Source organism: Streptomyces sp. JLYT201, assembly GCF_059448825.1.
The window spans coordinates 9,257,359-9,273,056 of record NZ_CM182551.1; the positions used below are offsets into that span (position 1 = coordinate 9,257,359).

The 15,698-nt window shown below is 75.0% G+C and carries 2 protein-coding genes (1 of these 2 running past the window's edge); both read left to right on the forward strand.

All coding sequences use genetic code 11. The features are described 5' to 3' along the window. Positions 1-14,469 (forward strand): SDR family NAD(P)-dependent oxidoreductase, encoded by a 14,469-nt coding sequence (locus AC5WAM_RS39030; protein WP_495520533.1) that lies wholly within the window; start codon positions 1-3, stop codon positions 14,467-14,469. Then, positions 14,466-15,698: the 5' end (the start) of an amino acid adenylation domain-containing protein gene (locus tag AC5WAM_RS39035; RefSeq protein WP_495520534.1), read on the forward strand. It continues 21,120 nt past the right edge of the window; only the first 1,233 of its 22,353 coding nucleotides appear in the window; the start codon lies at positions 14,466-14,468; the stop codon falls past the right edge of the window. The genes AC5WAM_RS39030 and AC5WAM_RS39035 overlap by 4 nt, the downstream gene beginning before the upstream one ends.

Consider the following 15,698-nt stretch of genomic DNA (forward strand, 5'->3'; position numbering starts at 1 on the left):
ATGCCCCGACTTCTCGAACTCGAGGAGCTGTGCTGGGCCGAGCCACTGCGGGTCTCCGAAGAAGTCATCCGACGGCGCCTTTTCTCCTATCCCGTCGGTCAGTTCGTCGTCGAGTCCGACGGCGCGGTGCACGCGGTCATCTACTCCCAGCGCATCGGGAGTCCGGACGACGTGTTCACGGCGACCTTCGACACCGCCGACCGCCTGCACCGGCCCGACGGCCCGGTCGCCCAGGTCCTCTCGCTGAACGTCGACCCTTCGAAGCAAAGCTTCCGGTTCGGTGACATGCTCCTGGAACACCTGCTGACCTGCGCCGAAGATGAGGCGTCCATCGGGACGGCGGTCGGGGTTACCCGCTTCCGGGACTTCGGCAGGCACTCGGAGCCGGACGTCGCCGCGTACCTCCGCGCGACGAACGCACAGGGCCGCTGCCTCGACACCGTCCTGCGCATGCACCAGCTGCACGGCGCCGAGATCCGCACGCTCGTCCCGGGTTATCGCCCGGGGGATCTGGTCAACGAGGGAAACGGCGTACTCGTCGTCTACGATCTGTCGGGCCGTCAGGAACGAGTGCGAATTCTCCAAAGCGAAGGAGAGAAGTCCGCGGCGGCGCCCATTCCGCCGCGCGGGCAACTCGCCGTGGAAATGCGGGAGTTCTTCGACGTTATACTCGGCGTTGACTACGAGGGAATCGAGCACCCGCTAGAAAGCCCTCTCTTCGAGCTGGGATTCGACTCGGCCGGGCTTCTGGATCTTCAGGAAAAGATCGAGTCCCGATACGGAATTGCGCTCGCCCCCCTCTTCTTCTTCGAGCACAACACCGGTGCCTTGATCATTTCCTATCTGGAAGATCTCGGGGAGCGAGAAACAGGCCACACACCGGACGCCTCGCCGTCCGCCGCGGCCGCACGGCCCCCGGGCGCCGACGACTCCCGTGACGTGGCCGTCATCGGGACGGCGTGCAGGCTGCCCGGCGGCATCGAGGACCGCGCCGCACTGTGGGAGCTGCTCGCCTCCGGCAGCAGCGCGATCGGCACCCTGCCCGAAGGGCGTTGGCAATGGCCCGACGGCACCGGGCCCGACACCCACCCCGGCATCGACCGGGGCGGCTTCGTCACCGACGCCGGGGCCTTCGAGGCGGCCCTGTTCCGCGTCACCCCGTACGAGGCACGGCACATGGACCCGCAGCAGCGCTGGACGCTGGAGCTGGCCTGGGCCTGCCTGGAGGACGCCGGATACGCGCCGGGCGGCGTCGCGGGCACCCGCACGGGCGTCTTCGTCGGCGCCAGCGGCTCGGACTACCAGCGCGTCATGGACACCCGCGGCCTGCCCGTGCGCGCCCACAGCGGACTTGCGACCTCCATGGCCGTCATCGCCAACCGCGTCTCGTACTTCTTCGACCTGCGCGGCCCCAGCGTCCAGCTCGACACGGCCTGCTCCAGCTCCCTTGTCGCCGTGCACACGGCCCTGCGCGCACTGCGCGCGGGGGAGTGCGACACCGCCCTGGTCGCCGGCGTCAACGTACTGGCCCACCCGGCCAACAGCGTCGCCTACCACCAGGCGGGCATGCTGTCGCCCGACGGACAGTGCAAGACCTTCGACGCGTCCGCCAACGGCTATGTGCGCTCCGAGGGCGGCGTCGCCCTGCTCCTGAAGCCGCTCGCCGCCGCGCTCGCCGACGGCGACCCCGTGCACGCCGTCATCAAGGGCAGCGCCACCAACCACGGCGGCCAGGCGGGCGGCCTGACCGTGCCCAGCGCCGCCCTCCAGGCGAGCCTCGTCGAGGCCGCCCTCGCCGACGCGGGCCTCAGTGCGCGCGACATCGGCTATGTGGAGGCGCACGGCACCGGCACCGCCCTCGGCGACCCCATCGAAGTCCAGGGACTCACCAAGGCGTTCGCCGACAGCGACGCGCCCTGCGCGCTCGGCTCGGTGAAGACGAACCTGGGCCACCTCGAAGCCGCCGCGGGCATCACCGGACTGCTCAAGACGGTCCTCGCGCTCCAGCACCGGCAGCTGCCCGCCTCGCTGCACTACGAGCGCCCCAACCCGCACATCGACCTGGACGCCTCGCCGTTCTCCGTCGTGACCCGGCTCCGCGACTGGGACCTCGACGGGCGCCCCCTCCGCCGCGCCGGGATCAGCAGCTTCGGCTCGGGCGGCAGCAACGCCCACGTCGTCGTCGAGGAGTTCCCGCGCGCCGGGGCCGCACCGGACACCTCCGCCGGCCGGGGCGGTGCCCAAGAGCCCGCGATGGTCGTCCTGTCCGCCCGCAGCGAGCCCCAACTGCTGCGCCAGGCCCGGCGTCTGCTCGACCACCTGCGGCAGGAGCGCCCGGCCGACACCGACTTGCGGGACATCGCGTACACCACGCAGGTGGGCCGCGCGGAGCTGCCCGAGCGCCTCGGCCTCGCGGTGACGAGCGTCGCCTCCCTCGGCGCGCTCCTCGAAGACTTCGTGGCGGGCGCCGACACGGCGCCCGCCGTGCTGCGCGGACGCGCCGAGCGGGACGCCGCGCCCACCGCCGCCCCCGGCGCGGCGGCCGAGGACGTCCTGGCCGCGTGGGTGCGCGGCGCCCGCGTCGACTGGGAGGCGTGCCACGCGGGCGGGGCCCGGCCGCGCCGCGTCCCGCTGCCCACGCACGCCTTCGACCGCGACCACTACTGGCTCGCCGACGGCCCCGCCGACGACCGGCCGCGCGGCGCGGCGGACCGCCCGGCCCCACCGGCGGCGCCCGCCACGGACCGGTCCGCCGACCCGGCCGCACCCGGGCACCTCCTGCTCCAGCGCGCGATCCAGGACAGCGACGCCCTCGCCTCCTTCGCATCCGCCTTCTGTGCCGAGGACTTCTTCCTGCGCGACCACCGGGTGGCGGGCGATCCCGTGCTGCCCGGCGTCGCCTCCCTGGAGATGGCGCGCGAGGCCGCGAGCCGCACACTGCCCGCCGCGGGCAGGGACTCCGGCCCGGCCGCCGCGGCCGAGGTGCTCCGCCTGGAGAACGTGGTGTGGTCGCGCCCCGTCGTCGTACGCGAAGGGACGCGGACGGTCCGCACGGTGGTGACAGCGGGCGCGCACAGTGGCGCCCCGGCCTCGGGGTCCGGCCCCGTCGCCTTCGAGATCCGCGCCGCCGACGTCGTCCACGCGCGTGGAGTCGCCTCGCGGGTACGGACGGCACCGCCCGAGCCCCTCGACCTCGACGCGCTGAAGACGCGCACCGGCGCGGCCGCGGTCGACGTCGACGACTTCTACGCCACCCTGCGCGCCACGGGACTCGACTACGGCCCCGCGCACCGCGCGGTGCGCGAACTGCGCCTCGGCGACGGCGAGATCCTCGCCGCGCTCACCGTGCCCGACGAGGTGGCGGCCACCCTCGACGCCTGCGTGCTCCACCCCAGCGTGCTCGACGGCGCGCTCCAGGCGGCCTTCGCGCCGGACGCCCACGCGGCCGGACCGAGCGGCCTCGCGCTGCCCTTCGCCCTCGACCGGATCGACGTCCACGGGCCGACGCCGCGCTCCGCGTACGCGTGGGTCCGCGCGGTGCCCACCGCCTCGCGCCAGGTGCGGCGCTGGGACCTCGACCTCTGTGACCCCCAGGGAAGGATCTTCGCGCGGCTGCGCGGCTACTCCATGCGCAAGACCACGGAGCCCGCCGCCGAGCCGGGGGCCACGCACGACGTGACGCTGTTCCGCCCGGTGTGGCGCGCGGCCGACCTCCAGGCCCGTCCCGAAGCCCCCACGCACACCGCGCGGCTCGTGCTCGCCTGCGGCTTCGACGACCGGCTCGACGAACTGCGCGCGCTCGCCCCGGAAGTGACGTTTCTGGAGCCGCCCGAGCAGGCCGCAGGTCGCCCGGTGGCGGACTCCGTGGCCGAGCACGCCGTCGAACTCCTGCGTGCGATACGGGGCCTGCTCATCGGCAGGCCGACCGGCTCCGTGCTCCTCCAGGTCCTGACCCACGCCGACGGTGAGCAGGCGCTCCACCAGGCCCTGTCCGGACTCCTGCGCACGGCCCGCCTGGAGCACCCCGCCCTCCTCGGCCAGGTCCTCGCGGTGCCCGCCGACACGACGGCGGCAGACCTCGCCGAGACCCTGGAGGCGGAGAGCCGCCACCCCGGCGACCAGCGGATCCACCACGGCGACGGCACCCGCGAAGTGCTCGCCTGGGAACCTCTGGACGAGACGGCCACGACCGGCGCGCCGCCCGTGCCCTGGCGGCCCGGCGGCGTGTACCTCATCACCGGCGGCGCGGGCGGCCTCGGCCGGATCTTCGCCAGGGACATCGCCCGCCGCGCCCCCGGAGCCGTCCTGTGCCTGACCGGCAGGTCGCCGCTGGGCCCCGCGGTCGAGGCGGAGCTCGCGGCGCTGCGCACCGAGGGCGCCCGCCCCGAGTACCACGTCCTCGACGTCACCGACGGCCGCGCCACCGAGCGCCTCGTCCGCAAGCTGACGCGGCGCCACAAGGCGCTGCACGGCGTCCTGCACGCCGCCGGAGTCCTGCACGACGCCTTCCTCCAGCGCAAGACCGACGCGGAGTTCCGCCGCGTGCTCGCCCCCAAGCTCGCCGGGTGCCGCGCCGTCGACGAGGCCACCAAGGGCCTCGACCTGGACTTCTTCGCGCTGTTCTCGTCCGTCATGGGCACGACCGGCAACGTGGGCCAGGGCGACTACGCCGTCGCCAACGCCTTCCTCGACGCGTTCGCACACCACCGCGGCGCCCGCGTCGCCAGGGGCGAGCGCAAGGGCCGCACCCTGTCCGTCGCCTGGCCGCTGTGGCACGGCGGAGGCATGGGCGCGGACGAGGACACGCGCCGGGCCCTGCGGCTGCGCGGCGGCTTCCTGCCGATGGCCACGGACGCCGGGGTAGACGCCTTCCACCGCGCCCTGGACAGCGCCGAGTCCCACATCGTCGTCTGGGCCGGAGACCGCGCGGCGGGCGAGCGGGTCCTCCTGGACGCGGCGCCCGCCCCCGAAGCCGCACCGGCCGCCCCCGACGCCGGGCGGCCCGCACCCGCAGCCGCACCCGCCTCCACGCCCGCCTTTGCGTCCGACGAACGGGCCCTGCGCGCCCGCACGGTGGAGTTCCTCAAGGCGGAGCTCTGCCGCTTCACCCAGCTGCCGCCGGACGAGCTCGACGACGCCGAGCCCCTGGGCTCGTACGGCATGGACTCGATCCTGGCGACCGAGCTGACGGCGGGCCTGGAGAAGACGTTCGGCTCGCTGCCCAAGACGCTGCTCTTCGAGTACCACACGCTCGCCGAGCTCGGCGGCTACTTCCTCGGCGCGCACCGGACCGCCCTGGAGGCGATGTTCGCGGACGCCCCCGAAGCGGACGCTCCCGAGGCGGACGCCCCCGAAGCGGACGCTCCCGAGGCGGACGCTCCCGAGCAGGCGGAGCGGCGGCCCGCTGCCGCGGCGCGCGTGCCGGTCGCCCAGGCGGCCCCCGGGCCCGAGGTGCGCCACGCCGCCCCCGCCGTGGAGGACACCGCCCTGGACATCGCCGTCATCGGCCTGTCGGGCCGCTATCCCGAAGCGCGGGACGTACGCGAGTTCTGGGACAACCTGCGCGCCGGACGGGACTGCGTCGTCGAGGTCCCCGAGGACCGCTGGGACTGGCGGGAGTACTACGAGCAGGACCGCACCGTGCCCGGCCGCCACTACAGCAAGTGGGGCGGCTTCATCAGCGAGGTGGACCGCTTCGACCCGCTGTTCTTCAACATCGCGCCCCACGAGGCCGACTACCTGGACCCGCAGGAGCGGCTGTTCCTCGAACACGCCTGGACGGCGATGGAGGACGCGGGCTACACCCGCGAGCGCCTCGGCCGCGCCACCGGCGACGGCGCCGCCGGGCGGGTCGGCGTGTACGCGGGCGTCATGTGGGGGCAGTACCAGCTGCTGTTCCCGGACGGCGGCGCGGGCCGCGGCAACCCCCACGCCCTCGGCAGCAGCTACGCCAGCGTCGCGAACCGCGTCTCCTTCGTCCTGAACGTGCACGGCCCCAGCATGACCGTGGACACCATGTGCTCAAGCTCGCTCACCGCCGTGGAGCTGGCCTGCCGCGATCTGCGCCGGGGCCGCACCGGGCTCGCGTTCGCGGGCGGCGTCAACGTGACCGTGCACCCGAACAAGTACCTGGGCCTGAGCACCGGCCAGTTCATCTCCAGCCAGGGCCACTGCGAGAGCTTCGGCGTCGGCGGCGACGGCTACATACCCGGCGAGGGCGTCGGCGTCGTCCTGCTCAAGCCCCTGCGCGACGCCGAGCGCGACGGCGACCACGTCTACGGCGTCATCAAGGGCAGCGGCCTGTCCCACGGCGGGCGCACCAACGGCTACACCGTGCCCAACCCGCGCGCCCAACAGGCCGCGATCCAGGACGCGTTGAGCGAATCCGGTGTCGACCCGAGGGCCATCAGCTACGTCGAGGCGCACGGCACCGGCACCAAGCTCGGCGACCCCATCGAGATCACCGGCCTGAGCCAGGCCTTCACCGCCGCGACCCCGGAGGGCGCGGGCGCCGCGGCCCCCTGCTACCTCGGCTCGGCGAAGTCCAACATCGGCCACTGCGAGAGCGCCGCGGGCATCGCCGGGCTCACCAAGGTCCTGCTCCAGCTCCAGCACGGCCAGATCGCCCCGTCGCTGCACTCCGCCACGCTCAACCCCCACATCGACTTCTCCCGTACGCCGTTCGTCGTCAATCAGGAGCTGCGCGACTGGGAGCGCCCCGTCGTCGACGGGCGCCCGCAGCCGCGGATCGCCGGTGTCTCCTCCTTCGGCGCCGGGGGCGCGAACGCGCATCTGATCGTGGCCGAGCACACCGACCGCCGCCCCGCTCCCGCCGTCCACGGCCCGCAGCTCTTCCCGCTCTCGGCCAAGGACGACGAGCGGCTGCGCGCCTACGCCGAGCGGCTGCTGCGCTTCGCGAAGGACACGGCGGAGCTCGCCGACGTGACCCCCGCCGACCTCGCGTACACCCTCCAGACCGGGCGCGAGGCCATGGACGAGCGCCTCGGCGTGGTCGCCGACTCCTTCGCCGCGCTCGCCGAGAAGCTGGAGCGCCACCTGGCCGGTGACACCACCGTCGAGGGAGTCTGCCGCGGCAACGCCAAGCGCGACCGGAAGGCCCTGGCCATCGTCCCCGCCGAGGAACTCGCCGACACCCTCGCCTCCTTGGCGCGGCGCGGCAAGACGGCCGAACTCCTGGAGCTGTGGGCGCGCGGCGCCGCGCCCGACTGGCAGGCCCTGCACACCGCCGCGGCCGTCGCGCCGCGGAGGATCAGCGCGCCCACTTATCCGTTCGCCCGCGACCGGCACTGGGTACCGGAGGCCGCGCCCGTCTCTCCCGCACCCGCCTCTCCCGCGGCTGCCGGAGAGACGCCCGCCGCGTCCGCCGCCCCCGTGTCCGCCGCCTCCACCGCTTCGGCGTCCACTACGGAGCTCTTCCTCACCAAGCAGTGGCGCCCGGCCCCGTCCGCACCCGGTTCGTCCGGGCCGTCCGGCGCCCTCGTCCTGCACGGCCCCGCCACCCGGCGGCTCGCCGAGCGGCTCGCCGAACTGCTCGACGGCGCCGTGCTGGTGGACATCGCGGACCCCGGCGCGGACGGCCTCGTCGACCGGCGTGCCGCCGCGTGCGCCGCCCTCATCGACCTGACCGGGACCGGCGACGACACCGCCCCGGCCGGGGGCATCGACCGCATCGCGGAGGACAGCCTCTCCGGGCGTGCGCTCGCGCTGCTGCGCCGCGTGCTCGACGCGAAGGCCTCGCGGGACATCCGGCTGCTGTTCGTGACCCAGGGTCTGGAGAGCGCCGACGCGGCCGAGCGCGGCGCGCCCCGCCGCGTGTCGCTGGCGGGGGCCGCCCGTGCCGCGCTCTACCGGCTGCTCCAGAGCGAGTACCGCGGCCTCACGTCCCGCCACGTGGACCTCGACCCCGCCGTGCGCGACGCCGCCGCCCTCGCGGCCGTCGTCCACCGGGAGCTCCTCGACGAGGGGCGCGCGCCGGAGGTCTGCCACCGCGACGGCGCCCGGCTCGCGCCCGTGCTCGCCGCGGCCCCGGCGCCCGCCGGATCCCGGCGCACCCCGCCCGCCTTCGCCCCCGACGAGGTCCTGCTCGTGACCGGTGGCACCCGGGGCATCGGGCTGCTGTGCGCGCGGCACTTCGTCGCCCGCCACGGCGTACGACGGCTCGTCCTGACGGGCCGTGAGCCCCTGCCGCCGCGCCACCTGTGGACGGACCCGGAGGCCTGCCCGCCCGCCGTACGGGCGAAGACCGACGCCGTTGCCGCCCTGGAGGCGCAGGGTGTCGAGGTGCGGGTGCTCGCGCTGCCGCTGGACGACGCGGACGCGGTCGCGGCGGCCGTCGCCACCGTCGAGTCGACGCTCGGGCCGATCGCGGGCGTGCTGCACGCGGCGGGGCTCGTGGACACGAGTAACCCGGCGTTCGTCCGCAAGCCCGTGGCCGACGTCGCCCGCGTCGTCTCCCCCAAGATCGACGGCACCGTGCACCTGCTCGCGGCCCTCGACCCGCGCACCCTGCGCTTCGCCGTCCTGTTCTCCTCGGTCTCGGCGGCCCTGCCGAGCCTCGGCGCCGGGCAGAGCGACTACGCCATGGGCAACGCCTTCATGGACTACTTCGCCCATGCGCGCGCCCACCAACTGCCCGTCACCAGCGTGCAGTGGCCGAGCTGGCGGGAGACCGGCTTCGGCGAGGTCACCAACAAGGCGTACACCGACACGGGCCTGCTCAGCATCACCAATGCGGAGGGCCTCGCCTTCCTCGACGAGATCCTCACCGCCCCGCGCGGCCCCGTGGTCATGCCGGTCCGCGTCGACGCCGCCCGCTTCGACGCGACCGCCCTCCTGGACGCGCGCCCCGCCGCCCCGGCCGCCCCCGCGCCCCGGGCCCGTACCGTCGAGGTCCGGCAGGACTCCGCCGCGGACGAATCCCTCGGGGCGCGGCTCACCGCCTTCCTCAGTGACACCTTCAGCGGTGAACTCGGGCTCAAGGCGGGCCAGTTGGACGCGGACACCTCGTACGCCGACTACGGCGCCGACTCGATCCTGCTCGCGCAGGTCCTCCAGCGGATCCGGCAGCGCCTCGACGTGCCGCTCGACCCGTCGGTCCTCCTGGAGTACCCGACCCTGAGCGAACTCGTGACCTGGCTGCTCGACACCCATCCGACGGAGGTCGCCGCGCGGTTCGGCGCGGAGCCGGTGCGGCTCGTGCCGACGCCGGCCGCGGCCGTGCCCGTCCCTGCCGAGGCGCGCGCCACGGATGAGGACGCGGACCGTGCCGGTGACCGCAGGGTCGCCGTGGTCGGCATGGCCTGCCGACTGCCCGGCGCCCCCGGTCTCGACACTTACTGGGAGCTGCTGTCCGAGGGCCGCCGGGCCGTGCGCGAGGTGCCCGCCGAGCGCTGGGGGCGGCCGACCGGCTTCCGCGCCGGGCTCATCGACGACGTGTACGGCTTCGACGCCGGGCACTTCATGCTGCACGACGAGGACGTCCGCGCCATGGACCCGCAGGCGCTCGTCCTCCTGGAGGAGAGCCTCAAGGCCGTGCACCACGCCGGTTACCGCGCGGCCGACCTGGAAGGCTCGCGCACCGGCGTGTACGTGGGCGCCCGCAGCGGACAGCGCCCTGACGGCACGCTGGTGGACGGCGCCCGCAACCCCATCATGACGGTGGGCCAGAACTACCTGGCGGCCAACGTCTCCCAGTTCTTCGACTGGCACGGCCCCGCCATGGTGATGGACACCGCCTGCTCGTCCGCGCTGACGGCGATGAAGGTCGCCACCGACGCGCTGGCCGCGGGCTCCGTCGACCTGGCCCTGGTCGCGGGCGTCAGCCTGCTCGCCGACCCCGAGGCGCACGAGCTGTTCCGGCGCCGCGGACTGCTGCGCGAGGACGGCGCGTTCCACATCTTCGACCGCCGCGCGGGCGGTGTCGTCCTCGGCGAGGGCGCGGGCGTCGTCCTGCTCAAGCCGCTGGCCGCCGCCGAGCGCGACGGCGACACCATCTACGCCGTCGTCGAGGGCCTCGCCGTCAACAACGACGGCCGCACCGCGGGACCTGCCACGCCCAACCTCACCGCCCAGAAGCAGGTGATGCGCGAAGCCCTGCGCCAGGCGGGCTGTTCCCCGCACCAGGTGGGCCACCTGGACGTCAACGGCTCCGGTTCCGAACTCACGGACCTCCTGGAGCTGAAGGCCGTCCAGGAGGTGTACGGCGGGGACCGCGCCGCGCCGCTGCGCGTCGGGTCGATGAAGCCCAACATCGGGCACCCGCTGTGCGCCGAGGGAATCGCCGCGTTCATCAAGGTGGCGCTGATGGTGCACCACCAGCGGACGGTGCCGTTCCTGTCGGGCGAGCAGCCCATGGAGCACTTCACGATCGACCCCGCCCAGCTCAGCCTGCCCCGGCACGCCGAGCCGGTGGACCTGGCGTACGCGGCGGTCAGCAGCTTCGCCGACGGCGGCACGAACGGGCACGTCATCCTGGGCCGCCCCATGCCGCCGCGCCCCGGCGAGGAGCGACGGCGCCCCGTGGCGCTCCCGGAGCTCGACCGCCGGGACGTCCGCACCGGCGCTCCCGTCGCCGAGGCGCGGGTGTGGACGCGGCGCGTCGACGCCCGCGACGCCGTCGTCGACGGACACCGCGTCTACGGACGGCGGCTGCTGCCCGGTCTCGCCTGGATCGACCTCCTGTACGGGTGCTGCGCGGAGCTGACGCCCGACACGTCGCCCGCCCGGCTCGTCCTGCGCGACCTGTCGATCTACCGGCCGCTCGGCGTGGCCGAGGGTGCCGCCGTGGACCTGCGCGTCGAGGCCCGGGCCACGGCCGCCGACGCCTGGCGGATCACCGTCACCGACGCCGTACGGAGCGAGGGCGGGGCCCCGGCCCCGTACGTGACGGCCGATGTCCACCTGACGGACCACCCCACCGCCTTCGACGCGGATGCCCCCGCCGACGTCCTCGACGCGCTGCACGCCCCCGGGGACGTACGCGACCTCAGCGAGATCTACCGCAGCTTCCGGTCCCAGGAACTCGTCCACTCGGGCGCGATGAAGGCCGTCGGCACCGTGCGCACCACGCCCGACGACATCTGGGTGAGCGTGGCGGTCGACGAGGACTTCCTGTCTCACGACTGGATAGAACGGTCGTTCCAGCCCGTCCTCATTGACGGGAGCGCGGTGGCGGCCAGCGCCGTCGCCCTGGGCGGCGAGCCGCGGCTCTTCCTGCCCCTGCACTACGCCACGTTCCGGGCCGCGGCGCCGCTGGGCCGCGCCTGCCACACCCGCGTACGGCGGGACACGATCTCGCGCGGGGACGAACTCCTCACCTTCGGGATGGAGTTCTTCGACGACCACGGGCGCAAGCTGGCCGAGCTGACGGGCCTGACCACGAAGGCCGTGCGCGAGGCGGGGCACATCGACCCCGCGCGGGGCGCGGCTCCGCGCCCGACGGCCGTGGCGGCAGCCGTGCCCGCGCCCCGGGCCACCGCCGTGGCCGCGCCGGCGGCCGACGCCATGCGGACCCTCGTGCGGTCGGTCGTCGCCGATCGGCTCGGCGTGCCCGCGGAGCGGGTCGACGCGGGCGCGAGCTACTACGCGTTGGGCCTGGACTCCGCGTCGCTGCTGCGGGTCGCGGCGGAGCTCGGGGAGCGGCTCGGCACGCGACTCGCGCCGACGCTGCTGTTCGAGCACGCCACGGTGGCGGCGCTGGCCGGGTATCTGGCGCGCCACCACCAGCCGGCCGAGCCCGTGGAGGGCGCAGAGGCCGCGGAGGCAGCTGGGGCTGTTGAGTCGGTGGAGCCTTCCGCCGCTCCCGAGGCTCCCGCCGCTCCGGCTCCGGGCCCGGCCCCCGCCGTGCCCGACCGCAGCGGGACGCGGGACATCGCGATCGTCGGCATCGGCGGCCGGTACCCGAAGGCGCGCGGCCTCGCCGAGTTCTGGGAGAACCTCAAGTCCGGGCGCGACTGCGTCGGCGAGGTGCCCGAGGCCCGCTGGCCGCGCGACACCTTCGACGGCGAGCGCACTCCCTCGGGGCGGCCGGTGTCCCACCTGGGCGGCTTCCTGGACGACCCCGACTGCTTCGACGCGGAGTTTTTCCAGATACCCGACGCCGAGGCGGCCCGGCTCGACCCGCAGGAGCGGCTGTTCCTCGAAGTGTGCTGGGAGGCCGTCGAGGACGCCGGATACACACCCGCGGGCCTCTCCGGGGCAGAGGACGGCGGACGGCGGGGGACCGTCGGCGTCTTCGCCGGGGTCATGCACAAGGACTACGTCCTGGTGCAGCACGACGCGGCGGACGGCGACCCGGCGGGCCCGCCCCTGGCGCTGAACGCCGCGGCCGTCGCCAACCGCGTCTCGCACGTCTGCGACTTCCGCGGCCCGTCCCTCGCCGTCGACTCCGTGTGCGCCTCGTCGCTCAACGCCGTGCACCTGGCGGTGGAGAGCCTGCGGCGCGGCGAGTGCGACGCCGCCCTCGCGGGCGGGGTGAACCTCTCGCTGCACCCCGCCAAGTACGGCACGTACGGCGGCCTCGACCTGCTGGCGGGCGACGCGCCCGCCCGCTCCTTCGGCGCGGGCGGCGACGGCTACGTGGCGGCGGAGGGCGTCGGCGCGGTGCTCCTGAAGCCGCTGGAGCGCGCGCTGGCCGACGGCGACGCCGTGTACGCCGTCATCAAGGGCACCGCGGTCAACCACTCAGGCCGGACGCCCGGCATGCGGGTGCCGTCCGTCGCCGCGCAGGCGGAGCTCATCGAGACCTGCCTGGAGCGCGCCGGGGTCGACGCCGGGACGATCGGCTACCTCGAAGCCCACGGCACGGGCACCGAGATCGGCGACCTCATCGAGGTCCAGGGGTTGCGGCGGGCGTTCGAGAAGCACACCGACGCCAAGGGCTTCTGTGCGCTGGGCTCCGTCAAGTCCGCCATCGGCCACGCCGAGGCGGCCGCCGGGATCAGCGGGCTGACCAAGGCGGTCCTGCAGCTGCACCACCGGACCCTGACGCCGCTGGTCGGCGCCGCCGCGCCCAACCCGTACCTCGATCTCGCCGACTCGCCCTTCCGGCTCCAGACGGAGCTGGAGGAGTGGACGGTGGACGCGGGCGGCCCGGGCACGCCGCGCCGCGCCGGAGTGAGCGCGTTCGGCGCCACGGGCACCAACGCCCATGTCGTCGTCGAGGAGGCGCCGCCGGTGCCCGACCAGGCCCTGAGCGGCGTGGCGGCGGGCCCCGTGCTCGTCCCGCTGTCGGCGACCGACGGCGACCGGCTGCGCGCCTACGCGGAGAAGCTGCTGCGCTTCCTGGACACCAAGGAGGGCGCCGCGCTCGCGCCCGCGGACCTGGCCCACACCCTGCAGACCGGGCGCGTGGCGCTGGCCGAGCGGGCGGTGATCCTCGCGCACGACCTGGACGAGGTCCGCGAGGGCCTGGAGGCCGTGGCGGGCGGCACGGGGACCGACGGCACCGGGGTCCAGGTGTGGCGCGGCCGCGTGGCGGAGGCGACCGCCGAGTCCCGGCTCCTCGACGAGGACGACGTCCGCGCGGAACTCGTCGGCCGGTGGGCGGCGCAGGGCAAGTGGGGCAAGGTCGCGGAGCTGTGGCTCGGCGGCCACGCCGTCGCCTGGCCCGGCCCGGCGGCACCTCGGCGCGTGCACCTGCCCACGTACCCGTTCGCCAAGCGGCGCCACTGGGTCACGACGGCGGTCTCCGCCAAGACGGCGGTCTCCGCCAAGACGGCGGTCTCCGCCAAGACGGCGGTCTCCGCCAAGACGGCGGTCTCCGCCAAGACGGCGGTCTCCGCCAAGACGGCGGTCTCCGCCAAGACGGCGGTCCCCGCGACGACGGCCCTCTCGGCCACGACGGCGGTCCCCGCCACGACGACCGTGCCCGCCGCGACGACCACCCCCACCGTGGCGGCACCCGCCACCGCGGCCCCTGTGACGGACGCCGTCCGCTGGTGCTTCGTTCCGGACGGCGCGGAGCCGCCCGTCTCCGTCCACCGGGCCGAGCCTCCGGTGGAGGAGAAGGCCCGCGGCTATCTGCGTCAGCTCGTCGCCGCCCGCCTGGGACGGCCCGCGCAGGACATCGGCCCGCACGCGGGTCTGATCGAGCTCGGCCTGACGTCGCTCGGCGCCGTCGGCCTCAGCAAGGACCTGGCGGCGACGGTCGCGCCCGGCTTCGTGCCCAGCGCCCTGTTCGAGTACGGCACCGTCGCCGAACTCGCCGGGCATCTGGCGGACCGGTGGCCCGCGGGCCTGAAGCGCCTGGTCGCCACGCGAACCGAGGCCCCCGGCATTCCGGAGCCGCAGGAGACCCCGGAGACCCCGGACCCGGACCGGCCGTCCGCCGGGCCGGAGGAACGGCCCACCGCGCCCGACGTCCTGGACGTCCTCGAGTGCCTGCGCGCCGGCGCCCTGCACCTCGACGACGCCATCGCGCTCCTCGACGAAGAGAGTTACGAGAAGTGAAGCACGAGCTCAGCGCCCTCATCGCGGACTACAAGGCGGGCCGCGTCGGCGCCCGTGAGGTCGGCGACCTCCTGCGCGACCTGCGCGACCAGGCGGCGGAGCCGCGCGCCGAGGCCGGGTCCGCGGCCGGGTTCGGGGAAGCCCCGCGCCCCGCCGGGGAGTTCGCCTACCCGCTCTCCGAGGGCCAGCGCGGACTGTGGGCGCTCCAGCGGGCGTACCCGGACATGACGGCGTACAACGTGCCGCTGTGCTTCCGCGTCAGCGGCCTGGACGTGGCGGCGTTCCAGGACGCCTGCCGGGCGCTGCTCGTGCGCCACCCCGCGCTCAGCACGGTGATCCGCCAGGACGCGGGGGAGCCGACGCAGTCCGTCGACCCGGCCCGCGCGCTCGACTTCGCGCGGATCGACCTGACGGGCACCGCCGACGAGAGCGAGGCGCTCGCCGTCGTCGAGGGCGCCAGCAAGCGGGTGTTCTCGCTGGCCGGGACGGCAGAAACGATCACGCAGGGCGGCGGGGGACTGTTCCGCGTCCGGGTCTTCGACCGCCCCGGGGACGAGTCGCTGATCCTGATCGTCGTCCACCACATCGTCTTCGACGGCACGTCGGCGACGCTCCTGATGAGCACGCTGTTCGAGGAGTACGAGGCACGGGTGGGCGGCGCCCCGGCGGGGAGCCGCACTCCGCGCGGCGAAGCGGGCGCGGGCTTCCACGACTTCGTCCGCGAGGAGCGGCGCACCCTGGCCGGGCGCGGCGCCGAGCGCCTTCCGTACTGGCGCAGCCGCCTCACCGCGCCCCTGCCTGTGCTCGACCTGCCCGCCGAGCGGCCCCACACGGCCCTCGCCGACCGCTTCGCCGGGAAGACCCTCGTGACCGAGGTGCCCGCGGAACTGGCCGCGCGCGTGGCCGAGTTCGCGACCGCGCGCCGGACCTTCGTGTCCACGGCCATGCTCACCGCCTACGCGGCGACCCTGGCGACGTACTCCGACGCCGCCGAACTCGTCGTCGGGATGCCGGTGAACGAGCGCGAGGGCGACGCCCTCGCCCGCACCGTGGGCCTGATGATCAACATGGTGCCGGTGCGCGTCGCGCTCCCCGCCGACGAGCCCTTCGACCGGCTCGTCACCCGCGCCCAGCGCGACGTCTCCGACGACCTGCTGCACGGGTACCCCTTCCCGGCCCTCGTGCGGGAGCTCGCGCAGGACACCCCGGCGGGGCGCTCCCCGGTGTTC

What these genes read in the sequence shown, in the direction of transcription:
- AC5WAM_RS39030 (WP_495520533.1), top strand. Translation starts at nt 1, where the DNA reads ATGCCCCGACTTCTCGAACTCGAGGAGCTGTGCTGGGCCGAGCCACTG.